Below are 17,943 nucleotides of genomic sequence, written 5' to 3' on the forward strand. Positions count from 1 at the left end.
GATCGTTGTACCGCTCCTGGGGGTCGGCCTTTCGTAGGTCAATGTCCGGAAAACCCGCCCGTTTTGAGGCGTGTGTGGTACGGCGGAACCCGGAGGACGCGCAACGTGGCGCAGTCCACAGCGGGCTCTCGCGGATCACGCTGTCGCGAGGGCGGGATGACCGGGACAATGCCTGTTAATGGCTTTGTCGTCTTTGTTGGCCGGTCGTACGTGCCGCTGGGCATGCACGCTCGTTCTTCACTGTGGGGCGGTCGGTGCGCCGTTCCGGGCGAGCTGGACTTTGGAGCACTAACCGATGGGCGAGGGGTACGCATGACCGACACCGGCCAGGTCCCGGGCGAGGGAATGCCGGAGAGCGCAGGCATGGTGGAGCAGCCGGGCGTCACCACACCGGGCGCGTACACCTACCTCGACTCTCCCGAGAGCCCCGTCGAGGAGGACGACCTCCTTCTCCTGCCGGGCGCGCCCGGTGCCCAGGGCGCCTGGGGCAACGAGGTGCCGCCGCCGGCCCCGATGCCCTTCACGGACGAGCCCGGCCCGCACGAGACGGACGGACGCGACACCGGCGCGATCGACCTCGGCGCCGTGCGCGCGCCGAGCCAGGTGCCCGTGCCGCAGCCGGTTCCGCAGTCCGTGACGCCGCGCCGTCCGCTGCACCTCGGCCCGCCCACCCCGGACGGTTCCTCCAGTCCGGTGCGTTCGCTGGCCGACCGCGGACCCGCGGGCTCCCGCCCGAGCACCATGGCGACCCCGGTCACTCCGTTCCGCCAGGCCGGTCCGGCGACCGTCGGCCCCGAGTACCTGGACGTGCCCCCGTCCGGCGACGCCCTCCCGCAGGCCGTGGCGCCGTGGGGGACCGTGCCCGTCGGCGGCGAGGGCGCTGTCGCCGAAGCGGTCGCGCCCGAGGCGCCGCTGCACGAGGCCGTGATGAGCGCGGAACCCGTACCGGGTCCCGAGGTACCGCAGGCCGCGGAGGCCGGGCAGGTGCCCGGTGTCGTGGCGGCGCCCTTCGTCCACGACCCGGCCCTGGCGCCGGGGGCCGACGGCGTGGCGCTCGACCTCCAGGACCAGGCGGACGGCCCGGCTCCCGAAGCCGTATCCGCGACGGACGGCCCGGCCGCCCCGCGGATTCCCGTCGCCCCGCGGTTCCAGGACGCCCCCGACGCCCCCGTCGCCCCGGACATCGCCGACCTCGCGGAACATGGCGCCGGCGCGATGCCCGGCTATGAGGCCGTACCGGCGCAGATCACCGAGGACACCGGGCACGCCCTGCCGGCGCGGCCACTCGCGCCTGCCGAGGACCTCGCCCCGGCAGAGGACCCCGCCGCGCAGGCCCCGGCGCACCTCGCCGGCCAGGACACCCACGCGGCCGAGCCGGCCGCCCCCGACCTCCAGGAGGCCGGGTTCGCGGAGCCCGCCGTCCGGACGTCGGAGCCCGCCGTCCCCTTCGCGGACGAAGCGTCCCCGCCCGGCGCCGAGCAGCCCCCCGGCGCCCCGCCCGCCCATGCCTACGAGACCCCGGAGTCCGCTCTGTCGGCGCTCTCCGCGCGCTCGGCGGAAGCCTCGCTCGGCGGTCAGGAACTCGCCCTCGACGCGGTCCAGGCCCAGCAGTTCACCGACCGGCTCGCCGCCGCGGAGAACGGCGCGGCGCCGTCCGAGGACGACTCCCTCGTCCACGAGGCCGCCCTGTTCGCGCCCGGCGTCATCGACCCGCAGGCCGTACCGGTCGGCGTGGCCGCGCACGGCGAGTCCGCCCACCCGGCCACCGGCGAACCGCACCACCCGGCGCACGGCGACCAGCACCCCGAGAGTGCCGTCGACGCGGCGGGCGTCCCCGGATTCCCCGGCGCGCCCCTCGTCCCCCAGAGCGACCGCAGTCTCGGCGGATTCGTGCCCGTGGACGGCACGGTGCCCACGACCGCGCACCTGGCCCCGACCCCGCCGCACGGCATGACCGTGGCTCCCGCGCCCGACGAGGAACAGTTGCCCGCGCAGGACGCCCCGGCCGTGGCACCCCTCCCGGCCGAGGAGATTCCCGCGGCGGAGGCCGAGCCGATCGCCCAGGCGTCGGTGCCCGCCCCCCGGGAGGCGGAGGCCGGCCCCGAGGCCGTGCCCGTGGCGGAGCCGCTCACCGCGGAGCCGGAACCCGTGGCCGCACAGCAAGCGGAGGACCTGCACACCCAGGTCGCCGACCAGGAAGAGAGCACGGTCGTGGTGGAAGACGTACGCGAGTCCACCGGCCCGGCGGCCGCCGGCTTCAACGACGCCGAACGCGAGGCCGTCCTGCGCGTGATCCGCGAACGCCGTGACATCCGCAACGGCTTCCGCAGCGACCCGATCCCGCACGACGTGCTGCTGCGCGTCCTGGAGGCCGCGCACACCGCGCCGTCCGTCGGCCACTCCCAGCCCTGGGACTTCGTCGTCATCCGCTCCGCCGAGACCCGGCGCGGCATGCACGAACTCGCCCAGCGCCAGCGCGAGGCCTACGCCCAGTCGCTTCCCAAGGGCCGGGCCAAGCAGTTCAAGGAAATGAAGATCGAGGCCATCCTCGACACCCCGGTGAACGTCGTCGTCACCGCCGACCCGACCCGCGGCGGCCGGCACACCCTCGGCCGGCACACCCAGCCGCAGATGGCCCCGTACTCCGCCGCCCTCGCCGTGGAGAACTTCTGGCTCGCCGCCCGCGCCGAGGGCCTCGGCGTCGGCTGGGTCAGCTTCTTCGACGAGCGTGAGATGGTCCGCGCGCTGGGCCTGCCCGAGCACCTGGAGGTCGTCGCCTACCTGTGCGTCGGGTACGTGGACGAGTTCCCGGAGGAGCCGGAGCTGATGCAGGCCGGCTGGTCCAAGCGCCGGCCCCTGTCGTGGGTCGTGCACGAGGAGACGTACGGCCGCCGCGCGCTGCCCGGTGAGGAGCCGCACGACCTGCTCGCCGACACGGTCTCCAACATCCGCCCGCTCGACGCCAAGGCGCTCGGCGAGGCGTGGGAGCGCCAGAAGCGGATGACCAAGCCCGCGGGCGCCCTCGGCATGCTGGAGATCATCTCCGCGCAGTTGTCGGGCCTCTCCCGGATGTGCCCGCCGCCGATCCCCGAGCCGGCCGCCGTCGCGATCTTCGCCGGTGACCACGGTGTCCACGCGCAGGGCGTGACCCCCTGGCCGCAGGAGGTCACCGGCCAGATGGTGGCCAACTTCCTCGGCGGCGGCGCGGTCTGCAACGCGTTCGCCAACCAGGTGGGCGCCGAGGTCTGTGTCGTCGACGTGGGCGTCGCCTCCGACCTGCCCGCCACGCCGGGTCTGCTGCCGCGCAAGGTCCGGGCGGGCACCGCCGACATGACCACCGGTCCCGCCATGACCCGGGAAGAGGCCGTCGCCGCGCTGGAGGTGGGCATCGAGACGGCCCGCGACCTGGTGGCCGCGGGCAACAAGGCACTGCTGACCGGCGAGATGGGCATCGCCAACACGACCGCGTCGGCCGCCCTGATCTCGGTGTTCACCGGGGCCGACCCGGCCGAGGTCACGGGCCGCGGCACGGGCATCAACGACGAGACCCTGGCCCGCAAGACCGAGGTCGTCCGGCGTGCCATCGAGTTCCACCAGCCGGACCCGGCGGACCCGATCGGCGTCCTCGCGGCGATCGGTGGCCTGGAGCACGCCGCCATGGTCGGCCTCCTCCTCGGCGGCGCGTCCCTGCGGACGCCGGTGATCCTGGACGGCGTCAGCGCGGGCGCCGCGGCCCTGGTGGCCCGCGCCATCGCCCCCGAGGTCCTGGCCGCCTGCATCGCGGGCCACCGCAGCGCCGAGCCCGGTCACGTGGCCGCCCTGAACAAGCTGGGCCTGCGCCCCCTGATCGACCTCGACCTGCGCCTCGGCGAAGGCACCGGCGCCCTGCTGGCCCTGCCCATCGTGCAGAGCGCGGCGCGGGCGATGCACGAGGTCGCGACGTTCGACTCGGCCGGGGTGACCGAGAAGTAGGCCCCCAGCACCGGCAGGGGGGGGTGGGCAGGCGTTCCGGCCTGCCCGCCCCACCCCCGCCGTAGTCTGGATTCCTACCGAAGAACCCCACGTCAGGGCCGCTCCAGAGCCGCAGCGCCCACCGCACCGCCTGCCCGTACGAGGAGCCGCACCTCCATGGCCGAACACCCCGCCTACCCGGTAGGCCTCCGTCTCGCCGGCCGTCGCGTCGTCGTCCTCGGCGGCGGTCAGGTGGCCCAGCGCCGGCTCCCCGCGCTCATCGCGGCGGGCGCGGACGTCCACCTCGTCTCCCCGCAGGCGACCCCGTCCGTCGAGGCGATGGCCGACGCGGGCGAGATCACCTGGACCAGACGCCCGTACGAGGAGGGCGACCTCGCCGACGCCTGGTACGCGCTCATCGCCACCAGTGACCCTCTGGCCAGTGCCGAGGCCAGTGCCGAGGCCGAGCGCCACCGCGTGTGGTGCGTCCGCTCGGACGACGCCGACGCGGCGACCGCGTGGACCCCGGCCACCGGCCACAGCGAGGGCGTGACCGTCGCCGTCCTCACCACGAACGCCAAGGGCCGCGATCCCCGCCACACCGCCGCCATCCGCGACGCCGTGGTCGAGGGCCTGCGCGACGGCACGCTCGTCGCGCCGCACCACCGCAGCCGTACCCCCGGCGTCGCCCTCGTCGGCGGTGGCCCCGGCGACCCCGACCTGATCACCGTCCGCGGACGCCGGCTGCTGGCCGAGGCCGATGTCGTCATCGCCGACCGCCTCGGCCCCCGCGACCTGCTCGCCGAACTCCCGCCGCACGTCGAGGTGATCGACGCGGCGAAGATCCCGTACGGCCGGTTCATGGCCCAGGAGGCCATCAACAACGCGCTCATCGAGCACGCGCGGCAGGGCAAGTCCGTCGTCCGGCTCAAGGGCGGCGACCCGTTCGTCTTCGGCCGCGGCATGGAGGAGGCCCAGGCGCTCGCCGAGGCCGGGATCGCCTGCACGGTGGTCCCCGGCATCTCCAGCTCGATCTCGGTGCCGGGCGCCGCAGGCATCCCGGTCACCCACCGGGGCGTCGCCCACGAGTTCACCGTGGTCAGCGGCCATGTCGCCCCGGACGACGAGCGCTCTCTCGTCGACTGGCCCGCCCTCGCCAAGCTGCGCGGCACCCTCGTCGTCCTCATGGGTGTCGACAAGATCGGCCGGATCGCCGAGACACTCGTGGCGCACGGCAAGTCCGCCGACACCCCCGTCGCCCTCGTCCAGGAGGGCACGACCGCCGCACAGCGCCGCGTCGACGCCACGCTGGCCACCGTCGCCGACACGGTGCGCGCCGAGGACGTGCGGCCGCCCGCGGTCATCGTCATCGGCGAGGTCGTGGACGTCGGCCCCGGACTTCCCGAGTAACCACGGGTAACCCAACCCGTTCCCAGCCGTTGGCACCGCACCCAGGACAAGGCAGTATCACCCTGTGGCCGATCTCATCACCGTCGAGAACCCCGACGACCCGCGTCTGCGTGACTACACGGGCCTGACCGACGTGGAACTGCGCCGCAAGCGCGAACCCGCCGAGGGCCTGTTCATCGCCGAGGGCGAGAAGGTCATCAGACGGGCCAAGGACGCCGGCTACGAGATGCGCTCGATGCTGCTGTCCGCCAAGTGGGTCGACGTCATGCGCGACGTCATCGACGAACTCCCGGCACCGGTCTACGCGGTCAGCCCCGAGCTCGCCGAGCAGGTCACCGGCTATCACGTGCACCGGGGAGCGCTCGCCTCGATGCAGCGCAAGCCGCTGCCCACGGCCGAGGAACTGCTGCGGTCCGCGCGCCGGGTCGTCGTCATGGAGTCGGTCAACGACCACACCAACATCGGCGCCATCTTCCGCTCCGCCGCCGCGCTCGGCATGGACGCGGTGCTGCTCTCCCCGGACTGCGCCGACCCCCTCTACCGCCGCTCGGTGAAGGTCTCGATGGGCGCCGTCTTCTCGGTTCCGTACGCCCGTCTCGACGCCTGGCCCAAGGGCCTGGAGTCGGTCCGCGACGCCGGGTTCAACCTGCTCGCCCTCACCCCGGACGAGAAGGCGAGGTCCCTCGACGAGGCCGCCCCGCACACGATGGACCGGGTCGCGCTGATGCTTGGCGCGGAGGGCGACGGGCTGTCCACCCGGGCCCTGATGGCGGCCGACGAATGGGTCCGCATCCCCATGGCCCACGGCGTCGACTCCCTGAACGTCGGTGCGGCGGCCGCGGTCGCCTTCTACGCGGTGGCGACGGGCCGGCCCACGAGCTGAGAGCCGCACTCCGAGGGGTGCCGTGGGGTGCCGTGGTGTCGTGGGGTGTCGTCCTCGCGGTGTCGTCGGGACCGGATCGGATGAAGATCGGTCCGGTTCGAACGGCACCCCTAGCCGTCGTTGTGCAGCCCGCTCCGGTAAGGACGCTCGATCGCGGCGGCCGCCGCCAGGGCCCCGGACGCCGACCGTGCGTGGTGTACGCCGCCCCGTGGGCCGTCGTCGAGTCCGCGGGACGGCCCCTGGCACCCCTGGGCCGCGGCGATACCCAGCGCGACCAGCAGCGTCACCACGACGAACACGAAGAGCCGCTGACGCAGCAGCCGGGGATTGGCGGGCCGCCGGCCGGTGCCGGTGGCGCGCTGACCGGGCCGTCCGGCGCCACTGCGCGGGGCGGGCCTGTTGCCGGTGCGGCCGGTGCTGCGGACGGGCGCCGGACGCGAACCCGACCGCGATCCGCCGTTCGTCCCCCCGGTGCGCGGCGGGGGAGTGGCCCCCCGCGGCGGGGGAGTGGTCCCCGGCCGCCGCTGGGTGCGCTGCTCGGCGTACTGCTCGGCCAGGCGGCCCGTCGGCCGGTCCGGATCCGAGCGCGGCGCGGGCGGCCGCGCGTCCACCATGCCCTGGGCCTCGCGGGCCGCGATCTCCTTGAGCCGCAGGGACAGTTGGAGGGTGCTGGGCCGTTCCTCGGGGTCCTTGGCCAGGCAGGCCCGGACGAGCGGGGCGAGCGCGTCCGGAACCCCGTGGAGGTGCGGCTCCTCGTGCACCACGCGGTAGAGCATCACCTCGGAACTGCCCTGCCCGAAGGGTGAGTCCTGGGTCGCCGCGTACGCGAGGGTCGCCCCGAGCGCGAACACGTCCGTGGCCGGGGTGACGGCGACACCGCGCACCTGCTCCGGCGCCAGGAAGCCCGGGGAACCGACCGCCGTGCCGACGTGCGTGAGCGTGCTCGCCCCGGTCGCCCACGCGATCCCGAAGTCGATGATCCGCGGCCCCTTCGGGGACAGCAGGATGTTGGACGGCTTGAGGTCACGGTGGACCACCCCGGCCTCGTGCACCGCGACCAGACCCTCCGAGAGGGCGGCACCGACGGCGGCCACGTCGGCCGCCGACAGCGGACCCTCCTCGGCGACCTTGTCGTGCAGGGAGGGGCCGGGCACGTACTGCGTGGCGAACCACGGACGCTCCGCCTCCAGGTCCGCGGCGACGAGCCGCGCCGTGCAGCCGCCCCTGATCCGCCGTGCCGCCGAGACCTCGCGCGCGAACCGGGAACGGAACTCCTGATCCTCCGCCAGATCAGGCCGGATCACCTTCAGTGCGACCCGCTGGCCCCGCCGGTCGGAGCCCAGGTAGACAACACCCATACCCCCCGCGCCGAGCCGTCGGTGAAGCCTGAACGAGCCGACGACACGCGGGTCCTCGCGCCTCAGGCGCATCATCGCCATGTCCATCCCCGCTGCCCGGTCCGTTTGACGAGCCACAGCTTACGTTTCCGCGGCCGGGTGCGCGCAGAGGCCGCGCCCTCTCGTCCCGATCGATTGTCAGTGCCGGGTGGGAAACTTGAGAGGTGGTCAGGGAGCGTGCGAACAGTGCCTCCTTGACCTGCCCTTGATCCCAACCAGCCATCGTTGAAGGGGGATTGAGCCCGTGAGGGGTGACCGCGTGGAGATAGTCGTGGACGCAGGGGACACGACGCGTACGTACGAGGTGGTGGCGAGCAGGGCGGGTCGCCGGGTGGAGACGGCGGTGCGCCGAGGTGTGGTGGAAGTGAGCGAAGTCACTCGAAACGGAACAGTGGTACGGACCGCCCGCTTCATGGCGACTCGGGTGCTGGCACTCGTCGAGCAGCCGGTTCCGCGGGAGGACAGCTCGGAACAGTAGGGGCACATCGGACGTCCCCTCCGGGAAGACCCCGAGACCTGGCTCCGCGTCTCCACCCACGGTAGTACTCAGCAGGTCACGGCTCATCCTCCGGGAGGCCCGGCAATCGGTACGAGGGCATGACGACCCGTCGTCGTCGCGCGCCTAGATTTGAGGTCAAGCGGCGGGTGCAGCACTCGTCCCCCGAGGTCAGACACCCGCCGCTGCCAGGCACAACGGAATCTCGGTCAGGAGAGGGACCATGGCCCACACGGCACCGCGGACAGAGCTCCGCACGCAAGGACGCAAGGCGTACGCCGCCGCGTTCGGCACCCGCCAGGGCCGGCGCCACCCCTTGGTGGCGACAGCGATGGTCCTTCCCCTGGCGGCCCTGCTCGTGGTCGTCTTCGGCGGCTGGGACGCGGTGGTCACACAGGCGTCGTCCGTGGGCGTGATGCTGGGGCGCTGAGCGGCGCCCCAGGCCCGGAAGAGCGGTCCGGGCGGGGACATCCGGCCATGAAACCCCGTGGGGACGGGGGTGCGGCGGACGGCAGAAAGATGCCCGCGCAGCTGGGGAGCTGCGCGGGCATCTCTTTTTGCGTCTGGCGTCTGGCGTCTCGTGCAGTGCCCTCGGCCCCGCCGCCCGGCGTCGGCGCTGGGCGGCGGGGCCGAGGCGGAGGGGTCTCGTGATCCGGGGCGAGTCCACGCCGGCGGCCGGTACGCCTCGGCGGCCCGCCCCGGCCCGCCCGGCCCGCCCCGGCCCGCACGGCCCGCACAGCCCGCACGGCGCGCCGCGCGGCCGGGTGCAGGGACCGGGAGCTTCGGGGGCGAGGGGGAGAAGCCGGCGCAGCGTCCGGGCTTCGGAGGCCCCCGCCTCGTGGCTCCAGGTATCGAGCCCTGCTCGGCCCGGCCGACACGGCACCGCGCCTCGGCGCCGCCTGATCCGGACGACAGGCCCTGGGGCCTGGTGTCGGGGGCCGGCTTCGGGTGGCTACCCTCACCGGCAGGTGCCGGCGGACGTCGTACGGGCCCGTCGTCCAGCTCAAGGAGATCCGTGACCGTAACCAGCCTGCCGGCCGCCCTCGCCGCCGCGGCGCGCGGCGCGGCGCATCCGGCGGCGGCTGTGCCCGGTCCCCGCGGAACCTGTTCCTGCGGCGCCGAGGACACTCTCCTCGCGGACCGCGACGACGGCACCGTGGTCCGGCACGGCGGCATCGTCGCCAAGGCCCACGCCCCGGACACGGAGCCCCACGCGCTCGCCCTGCGTGTCGCCGCGGCCACGCGCCTCCCCGGCATCCTCATGCCACCGGCGGACCCGGAACCCGCCGGCCTCCTCGGCCGCCGGGTGACCCTCTGGCCGTACGGCGCTCCCGTCGACCCCGACGCACCCGACGCGGCTCCCTGGGAGGCGGCCGCGACCCTGCTGGCCGGGCTGCACCGGGCTCCCGCCCCGGACGGACTGCCGCCCATGCGGGGACCCGTCAAGGCCGCCCGCGCGATGGCCCGGATGCGTGCGGCCGGCCCGCACCCGGCCGCCGCTCCGGTCCTGCGGGCCTGGGCGGCGCTGCCCGCCTGGGCGCGGGCCGAGGCCCCGATGCCGGACGCCACGACCCTGTGCCACGGTGACCTGCATCTCGGCCAGCTCATACGCCACCCCGCGCCGGACGGTCCCTGGCTCCTCATCGACGTCGACGACCTGGGTGTCGGCGCCCCGGCCTGGGACCTGGCCCGCCCCGCCGCCTGGTACGCCTGCGGGCTGCTGCCGCCGGACGAATGGCTCCGCTTCCTGACCGCCTACCGGGCCGCGGGCGGTCCCGCCGTCCCCGCCGACGGCGATCCCTGGCCCGCCCTGGACGTCGCGGCCCGCGCCCTCACGGTGCAGACGGCCGCCCTCGCGGTCGCCAAATCCGCCGCCGCGGAACGGCCGTTGGACGAGGTGCAGCAGGCCGTGGTCGACGCCTGCGATCGAATGAGTGCCATCCCACCCGAGTTGACCCGAGGATTGGCGACGTAGGCTGCAACCGACCGAAGCCGGGCGGTGTCTGTCCTGGCGGAAGCAGTACCGACCGGCGAGGAGTTGAGCCGAGCATGCAGTGTCCGAAATGTCACGCGCCGATGCACACGTACAACCGCAATGGCGTCCAGATCGAGCAGTGCAGCGGCTGCCGCGGCATCTTTCTCGACTACGGCGAGCTGGAGGCGCTGACCCGCGTCGAGTCGCAGTGGTCCCAGCCCGCGCCGCCGCCCCAGGGCGCCCCGCAGGCGTACCCGTCCGCGCCGGCCCCCGCGTGGGGTGCCCCGCAGCACGGCGGCCATGGCGGCCACGGCGGTCACTACGGCGGCCACGGCAGCCACCACCGGCACAAGAGCTTCGGCCACATGCTCTTCTCCTCCTGAGCCACCCGAAGGGCCCCTCCCGAACAGAGGGGCCCCTTCGGCGTGTCCGGGCCCCGTGGATCGGGTCACACAGGTCCGTCAGGCAGGCCGGAGCACGACGAAGCCCCCGGTCGTCAGGACGACCGGGGGCTTGCTTGTGCGCGATACTGGGATTGAACCAGTGACCTCTTCCGTGTCAGGGAAGCGCTCTCCCGCTGAGCTAATCGCGCAGGTCACGCGGCCGAAGCCACGTTCGCTGCTGGTACTGCGTGCGCGATACTGGGATTGAACCAGTGACCTCTTCCGTGTCAGGGAAGCGCTCTCCCGCTGAGCTAATCGCGCGGGGATCCTCGCGGATCGAGTCCTTGCGGACCAGTGGACGATACTGGGATTGAACCAGTGACCTCTTCCGTGTCAGGGAAGCGCTCTCCCGCTGAGCTAATCGTCCTTGGAGGTGGAGACGGGATTTGAACCCGTGTAGACGGCTTTGCAGGCCGTTGCCTCGCCTCTCGGCCACTCCACCAGGAGTGCGGGTTCGGGAAGATCCCCCACTTCCTGCGAGCGGACGACCAGGTTCGAACTGGCGACCTCAACCTTGGCAAGGTTGCGCTCTACCAACTGAGCTACGTCCGCTTGTCGTTTCCGTTTCGCTTGCGCGTCCCGGCGACGAGTTGAACTCTAGCGGATTCCCGGGCCAGCACAAAAACGCGTTTGCGCAGCGTGCTGCGGTCTGTCCGCCCGAGGACATGGTCAGGGCACTCGCGGGACACCCGCCCTAGACTCGTCTGCGTGCTCGACCTCCCTCCTCTCGCCCGCTTCGGCGGCCTCGTCGCGACCGGTCTCCTCGATGTCACCAGCGATCCCGCGGCCCTGGACTCGACCGGCTTCTGGGCCGTCGCGGCCGACTTCGAAGGACGTCTGACCTGCGCCCGCTTCCGCGACGTACGAGAGGAGCCGGTGCCCGCCCCGGTGCCCGGACGGTGGCACGGCCCGGCGGCCGGTGACTGGACGTCGTCCCTCGACCACGCCGCGTACACCGCCGGTGTACGGCGTATCCGGGAGTACATCGCGGTCGGCGAGGTCTATCAGGCGAACCTCTGCCGCGTGCTCTCCGCGCCCGTCCCGGCGGACGCCGACGTCGACGCGCTCACCGCCCTGCTGGCCCGCGGCAACCCGGCACCGTACGCGGGAACGATCCGGCTGCCGGACCACGGCGTCGAGATAGCCACCGCCTCCCCGGAACTCTTCGTGCGCCGCGCCGGCCGTTCCGTCGAGTCGGGGCCGATCAAGGGCACCGGACGCACCGAGGCGGACCTCCTGGACAAGGACTACGCCGAGAACGTGATGATCGTGGACCTCGTCCGCAACGACATCGGCCAGGTCTGCGCCACCGGCACCGTGACCGTGCCCGACCTGTGTGTCGTCGAGAAGCACCCGGGGCTCGTGCACCTCGTCTCCACCGTCAGCGGCGAACTGCGCGAGGACGTCGGCTGGCCCGGGCTCCTCGCCGCGGCCTTCCCGCCCGGCTCCGTCACCGGCGCTCCGAAGTCCAGCGCCCTGCGGATCATCGACGCCCTGGAGACCGCGCCGCGCGGCCCGTACTGCGGAGGCATCGGCTGGGTCGACGCCGACCGCGGCACCGGCGAGCTGGCCGTGGGCATCCGCACGTTCTGGATCGACCGCGCCGACGGCGTCCTGCGCTTCGGTACGGGGGCCGGCATCACCTGGGGATCCGACCCCGAGGGGGAATGGCGGGAGACCGAGCTGAAGGCCTCCCGGCTGCTCGCGGTAGCGTCGGGAACGTACGACGCGGGTGACGCGACCCTCACGGACTGACCCGGTTCTCGGGGACGGACGGCGCGGGGAACCGGGGCCGGAACGCCGTGCCGGACGACGCGTCCGGCACACTCACATGCGAGGTAGGGACCAGTGAAGCTTTGGCTCGACGGCGGGCTGCAGGACATCGAGGCCGCCCGCGTCTCCGTCTTCGACCACGGACTGACCGTGGGTGACGGCATCTTCGAGACCGTGAAGGCGGTCGACGGCCGGCCCTTCGCGCTGACCCGCCACCTCGACCGGCTGGCCCGCTCGGCGCGCGGCCTCGGTCTGCCCGAGCCCGACACCGACGAGGTGCGCCGCGCCTGCGCCGCCGTCCTCGAGGCCAACCCGATGCCCCTCGGCCGGCTCCGCATCACCTACACCGGCGGTCACGGCCCGCTCGGCTCCGACCGCGGAGAGCACGGTCCGACCCTCGTCGTCGCGCTCGGCGGCTCGGCCCCGCGCCCCGACTCCACGGCCGTCGTCACCGTCCCCTGGACCCGCAACGAGCGCGGCGCCCTGACCGGCCTCAAGACCACCTCGTACGCCGAGAACGTGGTCGCCCTCGCCCGCGCGCGGGAACACGGCGCGTCCGAGGCGCTGTTCGCCAACACGGTGGGCCAACTCTGCGAGGGCACCGGGTCGAACGTCTTCGTCGTCCTCGACGGCGAGATCCACACCCCGCCGGTCGCCTCCGGCTGCCTCGCCGGCATCACCCGTGCCCTCGCGGTCGAATGGACCGGCGCCAAGGAGACCGACCTGCCGCTGGACGTCCTGGAGCGCGCGGACGAGATCTTCCTGACCTCCACGCTGCGCGACGTGCAGGCCGTGCACCGGGTCGACGCCCGCGAACTGCCGGGCGCGCCGGGCCCGGTGACCGCCAAGGCGATGTGCGTCTTCGACGAACGGGCCGGGGACGACCTCGATCCCTGACCGGGCACGGGCGGCCACCGGCCGCCGGTCGCGGAGCACTTCGAGCGGTGATCGCCGGGCACTTCGAGCGACCCGCGCCGGGTAATTCGGCTGACGACTCGGTCATCAGCGGGTACAACACCCCTGATGACGACGACACTGCGGCCGACCGAGCCGCTCCATCGCGCCGCCGACGGGACCCTCTCACGCCGCTACCAGGTGTGCGTGAACAGCCGTCCCGTCGGCCGGGTAAACCTCGCCACGGAACTCGGCTCGGGACCGCCCGCCGCCAGGATCCAAGAGCTCAGCATCGACGAGCCGGACCGGGGCCGGGGCCGCGGCACCGTGGCCGCGCTGGCCGCGGAGGAGGTCGCGCGCGGATGGGGCTGCCGGCAGATCGTGCTGACCGTTCCCGGCGACGCCGCCGCGGCCCTGGCGCTCACCAGGGCGCTCGGTTACGTCCCGCGCAACCGCATCATGGAGAAGGCGGTCGACGGCTCCGCGCTCGTCCTGCCCCCGGGCAGCGCCGACCGTCCCATGACGCGGGACGAGTACGAGATCTGGGACCGGGTGGGCAGACAGCAGTACGCCGAGGACTGGATCCGGCGCGGGCTGCCCGAGGCCGAGGCGCTGGCCAAGGCGGACCGCGACTTCGGCGGCGCGCTGCCCGAGGGCCCGGCCACCGCGAACATGTGGCTGAGTGTCCTGGAGCACGAGGGCGTCCCCGTGGGCGAACTCTGGCTGGGGCGCCGGGGCGGACAGGCCTTCGTCTACGACGTCGGGGTCCGCGCCGACCAGCGCGGCCACGGCCACGGCCGGACACTCATGCGGCTCGCCGAGGTCCGTGCCACAGCCGTCGGACTGGACCGCATCGGGCTCAACGTCTTCGCGGGAAACACCCCGGCCGAGCGGCTCTACGAGTCACTCGGCTACGAGACGACGGCGTATCACCTGTACAAGACGCTGCTCTAGGCGGGACGGGATCCTGTCGCGGGTGCGTCGAGGCTCCCTCGACACCGCCTTGTCCGGGCTCGCACGAGGCTTTGTTCAGGCCTGTTCGGCGAGGAGCCGGTCGGTGATCTCCTCGATCCGCTCGCGCAGTCCCTCCTGGCTCTTGCCGCCGTCCAGACGTTCACCGCCGATGACGTACGTCGGGGTGCCGGTGACACCGATCGCCTTGCCCTCGGCCTGGTCCGCGTCGACGATCAGGATGTGCCGCCCGTCGATCAGGGCCGTGTCGAACTCCTCGGCGTCCAGGCCGAGTTCCCGGGCGACCTCGACCAGGAAGGCTTCGCCGCCCTTGCGGTCCAGCTCCTCGACGCGACCGAGTACGGACTCCACGTACGGCCAGGCGCTGCCCTGCTCGGCGGCTTCCTCGGCGGCCTGAGCGGCGGCGAAGGCGTGCTTGTTCTTCTCCAGCGGGAAGTGCCGCAGTCGCAGTTCCAGGCGGTCGCCGTAGCGGGCGCGGAGCGCGCCGAGGTCGGCGAGAGCGCTTCGGCAGTCGGGGCACTGGAGGTCGCACCAGACGTCCAGGACGACGGGGGCCGGGCGCGTGGCGGAGGAGGCGGAGAAGTCGTTCATGGATCCAGTCTCCCAGTCCGGTGCGGGGGAGGCTCCACCAGTCCGTGCACGGGAGGTGCCACCAGTCCGGTGCGGGGAGGCTTCACCGCCGGTCCGGAGGGGTCGGGGCAGCGGGACCTGAGGAGGACGGCGACCCCGAGATGTCCCTGAGGTCTGCCCGGACCGTGGCATACCGGGCATGGGGCGGTGCAGGATGGAAGGGATGAGGAACGTGTCGCACCGAGCCCTGCCTGGAGGACCGGAATGATCGCAGAGACCGTCTGCTCCGCCGTCTCCGTCGCCGGCCTGGGCATCGCCGCGGTGACGGCGTACCGCAAGCGTTTCCTGGCGGCCGCGCGGATCGCCGCCTACTCCCTGGTGCCGATCGGCCTGGTCATGACCGGGGTGGTCGGCTGGCTGGCCGACACCGCGTTCAGCCCGACCGCCTGGGCCGGCTTCGTGGTGCTCGGCGGCGCCTGGGCACTGTTCATGATCACCCGTGCCGTGGAGCGCCGCGGCGGCGGGACCCGGAAGGAACGCAAGGCGGCGAAGGCCGCCGCGCAGCGCGACGCGGCGGCGCCCGCGGCCTCGGCCCCGTCGCTGGGCCCGGGTGCCGGACTCGGCTCCCGGCCGGCGTCGACACCGCGGGCGACAGGCTCCGGGGACGACTTCAGCGACATCGAGGCGATCCTGAAGAAGCACGGCATATGACCGGCAGAAGCGACACAAGATCACAAGCGTGACGCAGGGAACGCGCGGAACCGTTCACGTTCGAGCGCGGCCGTCACATCATCCAGCGAACTCCCGTATATTCCGAGCGTGTTGATCGCGAAGCGGGTGCTCTCTGCGTCATCATCGCCCGCGAGATGCTGGACACAACAACGAGCGACACCGCTGCTCCGCCCGAGGAGCGGCGCGGTTGTCTCTTCGCGCTCTCCCAGCCGCCGCTGATGATCTTCCTTGCGGTGATCGGCTGTCTGCTGCTCATGGCTTCGCTGCACGACCTGCTGCTGCTCTGAGCTGTACACGGAGCCCCTGGCGTCACCCGCCGAGGGCTCCGTCAGTCCGGCAGTCCCTCAGTGTGATCCGGTCCGCTGTGTACGGTCGTCAGCCCGCGGCTTCCTTGCGGCGCGCCCGGTAGGCGGCCACGTGGAGGCGGTTCCCGCAGGTGCGGCTGTCGCAGTAGCGGCGGGAGCGGTTGCGCGAGAGGTCGACGAAGGCCCGTCGGCAGTCCGGGGCCTCGCAGCGCCGCAGCCGGTCCTGCTCCCCGGCGACGACGAAGAAGGCCAGCGCCATCCCGCAGTCGGCCGCGAGGTGGTCGGCGACCGAGGCGCCCGGCGCGAAGTAGTGGACATGCCAGTCATAGCCGTCGTGGTCCGTCAGCCGGGGCGTGGTGCCGGCGGCCGCGACCAGTTCGTTGATCAGCGAGGCGGCGGTCCGCGGATCGTCGGCCGCGAAGATCCCGGCGAACAGGCTCCGAACGTCCTGTACGGCGGCGAGATCGCGCTCCGACAGCACCCCGACGTCGCTGATCTCGTGCCTTCGTACGAAATCGGCGAGGGACGACACATCGGCGAGCCCGTCCGCCGTCTCGTCCTCCGGCGCGGTGTTCACCAGATCCACCACGGCGTCGAGTGCGCACCGGGTGTCGTGGGTGATCAGCACGTTTCGCTCCCTGGCCTGGGGGTCGGGCGAGGGCGCCCGCCCGATGCTGGCCGATGGTAGTGGCTTCCCGGCGCGACCGAGACGGGCGTGGGGGCGGGAGCGTGTGCGTGGGGGCGCGAGCATGCGCGTGGGAGGTGTGGGGACGCGCAGCGGCGCCGCCACCGCGAGACGTGCGCGGTGCCGACGCCGGTGCCTTCCCTATGCGGTTGTCCGGGCCCGAGCCGTCTCCCCGAGTGGACGGCGCCGGGCGGCTCTGTCGTGACGCGTCAGCTCTCGGCCAGGATGTGTGAGAGCTCCGTGTCGAGATCGAAGTGCCGGTGTTCCGTGCCCGGCGGCACGGCTGCGTCCGTTCGCTTCAGGAATGACTCCAGGGCCCGCGCGGGGGCTTCGAGCAGGGCTTCGCCCTCTGGTGAGCTCAGGGCGATGCATACGACGCCCTGGCCGTGACTTCGGGACGGCCAGACTCGGACGTCGCCGGTACCGGTGGGCCGGTGCAGGCCCTCGGCGAGGAGGTCGCGGGCGAACACCCACTCGACGGTTTCCTCGGCTCCGGTGTGGAAGGTGGCGTGCACGGCATAGGGATCGGCCGTGTCATACCGCAGTCCTGCGGGTACAGGCAGTGAGGACTCGCTCGACACAACGAGGCGCAGGTGCAGCTCGCAGCTGACCGTGGTGTTCATAAGCGCCAGGGCCTTTCGCTCAGTGTGCGCTCGGGGATTCGCACGTCGGCGAAATCGACATGCCACCTACGGTGCCGTTGTAAACCCCTCTGAGGGTTTTGCATGTCTTTATGTAACTCATCCGGCCGAGGGTGTGATCTCCGGATAGGGCCATTCCGGTGACTGGTTTCTCTCGGGTAGGGTTTGGTCGTATGAATACGGGGAGTGACGAGTCGGGCGAGGTCGCCACGACGGGCGACGGGGCGAACAATGAGCGAGCGCTCGGTTCGCGTGCGCCTGAATACATCAAGGCTCGGCGTGCGCTGCATGTGAGCTGGCAGGTGGGCGTTTTCGTCGTCGGGCTCGCGGTGGTTGCGGCGGGTGTGGTCTTGCTTCCGCTGCCGGGGCCCGGGTGGCTGGTGATCTTCGGTGGCATGGCGATCTGGGCGACCGAGTTCGTCTGGGCGCAGCTCGTGCTGCGCTGGACGAAGCGCAAGGTCACGGAGGCCGCGCAGCGGGCGCTCGATCCGAGGGTCCGGCGTCGCAACATCATCCTCACCACGGTGGGGTTGGTGATCGTCGCTGTGCTGGTGGGGGTGTATCTGTGGAAGTTCGGGCTGGTGATGCCGTGGAACATCACCGAGTGACCGAGGCACCCCCTGACATGGGGTAATGTTCTTCCTGCGCCCGGGCGATTAGCTCAGCGGGAGAGCGCTTCGTTCACACCGAAGAGGTCACTGGTTCGAACCCAGTATCGCCCACACGTAGGAAGAACGGCTCCGGCCCACGACATCGTGGACCGGAGCCGTTTTCGTTGTTCGCGGTGCCGGGTGCCGGAGATCGGAACAGAGAAGA

17 protein-coding genes and 6 tRNA genes are annotated in these 17,943 nt (G+C 72.7%); 14 read left to right on the forward strand and 9 right to left on the reverse strand.

What is annotated here, in order from left to right; genetic code table 11:
• Positions 1-312: 312 nt before the first annotated feature.
• The 3 genes from cobT to ACWEBX_RS02205 all read left to right on the forward strand — a co-directional run bounded on the left by cobT (position 313) and on the right by ACWEBX_RS02205 (position 6,244).
• On the forward strand, positions 313-3,972 hold the full coding sequence (gene cobT / locus ACWEBX_RS02195) for a nicotinate-nucleotide--dimethylbenzimidazole phosphoribosyltransferase (protein ID WP_451882988.1): 3,660 nt from the start codon (positions 313-315) through the stop codon (positions 3,970-3,972).
• A 156-nt stretch (positions 3,973-4,128) separates the two neighbouring features.
• Positions 4,129-5,361, forward strand: a complete 1,233-nt coding sequence (cobA, locus tag ACWEBX_RS02200) for a uroporphyrinogen-III C-methyltransferase (protein WP_451882989.1) — start codon at positions 4,129-4,131, stop codon at positions 5,359-5,361.
• Between the two features lie 64 nt (positions 5,362-5,425).
• Entirely contained in the window at positions 5,426-6,244 is an 819-nt protein-coding gene (locus tag ACWEBX_RS02205; protein WP_451882990.1) for a TrmH family RNA methyltransferase, read from the forward strand.
• A gap of 110 nt (positions 6,245-6,354) precedes the next feature.
• Here ACWEBX_RS02205 and ACWEBX_RS02210 read toward each other — a convergent pair whose 3' ends face one another.
• Positions 6,355-7,689, reverse strand: a complete 1,335-nt coding sequence (locus ACWEBX_RS02210) for a serine/threonine-protein kinase (protein ID WP_451883010.1) — start codon at positions 7,687-7,689, stop codon at positions 6,355-6,357.
• Positions 7,690-7,885: 196 nt separating this feature from the next.
• On the opposite strand from ACWEBX_RS02210, the gene ACWEBX_RS02215 reads away from it, so the two are divergent.
• From ACWEBX_RS02215 to ACWEBX_RS02230, 4 genes are all read left to right on the forward strand, one after another.
• On the forward strand, positions 7,886-8,119 hold the full coding sequence (locus ACWEBX_RS02215; RefSeq protein WP_326788867.1) for a hypothetical protein: 234 nt from the start codon (positions 7,886-7,888) through the stop codon (positions 8,117-8,119).
• Between the two features lie 241 nt (positions 8,120-8,360).
• Complete coding sequence (locus ACWEBX_RS02220) at positions 8,361-8,567, forward strand: hypothetical protein (RefSeq protein WP_355773792.1); 207 nt, start codon at positions 8,361-8,363, stop codon at positions 8,565-8,567.
• 585 nt (positions 8,568-9,152) lie between these two features.
• Positions 9,153-10,112: an aminoglycoside phosphotransferase family protein gene (locus ACWEBX_RS02225; protein ID WP_451882991.1), complete on the forward strand. Its 960-nt coding sequence runs from the start codon at positions 9,153-9,155 to the stop codon at positions 10,110-10,112.
• 74 nt (positions 10,113-10,186) lie between these two features.
• Positions 10,187-10,495, forward strand: a complete 309-nt coding sequence (locus ACWEBX_RS02230) for a TFIIB-type zinc ribbon-containing protein (RefSeq protein ID WP_451882992.1) — start codon at positions 10,187-10,189, stop codon at positions 10,493-10,495.
• Between the two features lie 137 nt (positions 10,496-10,632).
• Here ACWEBX_RS02230 and ACWEBX_RS02235 read toward each other — a convergent pair.
• The 5 genes from ACWEBX_RS02235 to ACWEBX_RS02255 form a co-directional block, all read right to left on the reverse strand.
• Positions 10,633-10,704, reverse strand: a tRNA-Val gene (locus tag ACWEBX_RS02235).
• Positions 10,705-10,744: 40 nt separating this feature from the next.
• A tRNA-Val gene (locus ACWEBX_RS02240) sits at positions 10,745-10,816 on the reverse strand.
• Positions 10,817-10,850: 34 nt separating this feature from the next.
• Positions 10,851-10,922: transfer RNA gene (locus tag ACWEBX_RS02245), tRNA-Val, on the reverse strand.
• 1 nt (position 10,923) lies between these two features.
• Positions 10,924-10,997: transfer RNA gene (locus ACWEBX_RS02250), tRNA-Cys, on the reverse strand.
• A gap of 37 nt (positions 10,998-11,034) precedes the next feature.
• Positions 11,035-11,107, reverse strand: a tRNA-Gly gene (locus tag ACWEBX_RS02255).
• A 156-nt stretch (positions 11,108-11,263) separates the two neighbouring features.
• Between ACWEBX_RS02255 and ACWEBX_RS02260 the strand changes: the two genes are divergently transcribed.
• The 3 genes from ACWEBX_RS02260 to ACWEBX_RS02270 all read left to right on the forward strand — a co-directional run bounded on the left by ACWEBX_RS02260 (position 11,264) and on the right by ACWEBX_RS02270 (position 14,176).
• Positions 11,264-12,310: a chorismate-binding protein gene (locus ACWEBX_RS02260; protein WP_451882993.1), complete on the forward strand. Its 1,047-nt coding sequence runs from the start codon at positions 11,264-11,266 to the stop codon at positions 12,308-12,310.
• Between the two features lie 93 nt (positions 12,311-12,403).
• Positions 12,404-13,225 (forward strand): aminotransferase class IV, encoded by an 822-nt coding sequence (locus ACWEBX_RS02265; RefSeq protein ID WP_451882994.1) that lies wholly within the window; start codon positions 12,404-12,406, stop codon positions 13,223-13,225.
• 126 nt (positions 13,226-13,351) lie between these two features.
• Positions 13,352-14,176, forward strand: coding sequence for a GNAT family N-acetyltransferase (locus ACWEBX_RS02270; RefSeq protein ID WP_451882995.1), 825 nt, complete (start codon positions 13,352-13,354; stop codon positions 14,174-14,176).
• A 75-nt stretch (positions 14,177-14,251) separates the two neighbouring features.
• Here ACWEBX_RS02270 and ACWEBX_RS02275 read toward each other — a convergent pair whose 3' ends face one another.
• Positions 14,252-14,785, reverse strand: coding sequence for a DsbA family protein (locus tag ACWEBX_RS02275; RefSeq protein ID WP_451882996.1), 534 nt, complete (start codon positions 14,783-14,785; stop codon positions 14,252-14,254).
• A gap of 243 nt (positions 14,786-15,028) precedes the next feature.
• Here ACWEBX_RS02275 and ACWEBX_RS02280 point away from each other — a divergent pair, with 243 nt between their 5' ends.
• The gene (locus ACWEBX_RS02280; RefSeq protein ID WP_451882997.1) at positions 15,029-15,475 is read left to right on the forward strand and encodes a hypothetical protein; all 447 of its coding nucleotides are present in this window, start codon (positions 15,029-15,031) and stop codon (positions 15,473-15,475) included.
• Positions 15,476-15,630: 155 nt separating this feature from the next.
• Positions 15,631-15,783 carry a hypothetical protein gene (locus ACWEBX_RS02285; protein WP_167455603.1) on the forward strand — a complete coding sequence of 51 codons (153 nt, stop codon included), beginning with the start codon at positions 15,631-15,633 and terminating at the stop codon, positions 15,781-15,783.
• 88 nt (positions 15,784-15,871) lie between these two features.
• Here ACWEBX_RS02285 and ACWEBX_RS02290 read toward each other — a convergent pair whose 3' ends face one another.
• Positions 15,872-16,429, reverse strand: coding sequence for a CGNR zinc finger domain-containing protein (locus ACWEBX_RS02290; RefSeq protein WP_451882998.1), 558 nt, complete (start codon positions 16,427-16,429; stop codon positions 15,872-15,874).
• A 266-nt stretch (positions 16,430-16,695) separates the two neighbouring features.
• Positions 16,696-17,109 carry an SsgA family sporulation/cell division regulator gene (locus tag ACWEBX_RS02295; protein ID WP_003959770.1) on the reverse strand — a complete coding sequence of 138 codons (414 nt, stop codon included), beginning with the start codon at positions 17,107-17,109 and terminating at the stop codon, positions 16,696-16,698.
• Between the two features lie 191 nt (positions 17,110-17,300).
• Here ACWEBX_RS02295 and ACWEBX_RS02300 point away from each other — a divergent pair, with 191 nt between their 5' ends.
• Positions 17,301-17,735 (forward strand): TIGR02611 family protein, encoded by a 435-nt coding sequence (locus tag ACWEBX_RS02300; protein WP_451882999.1) that lies wholly within the window; start codon positions 17,301-17,303, stop codon positions 17,733-17,735.
• Positions 17,736-17,777: 42 nt separating this feature from the next.
• A tRNA-Val gene (locus ACWEBX_RS02305) sits at positions 17,778-17,849 on the forward strand.
• The last annotated feature ends 94 nt before the right edge of the window (positions 17,850-17,943 follow it).

The sequence above is a fragment of the Streptomyces sp. NPDC005070 genome (assembly GCF_053600395.1).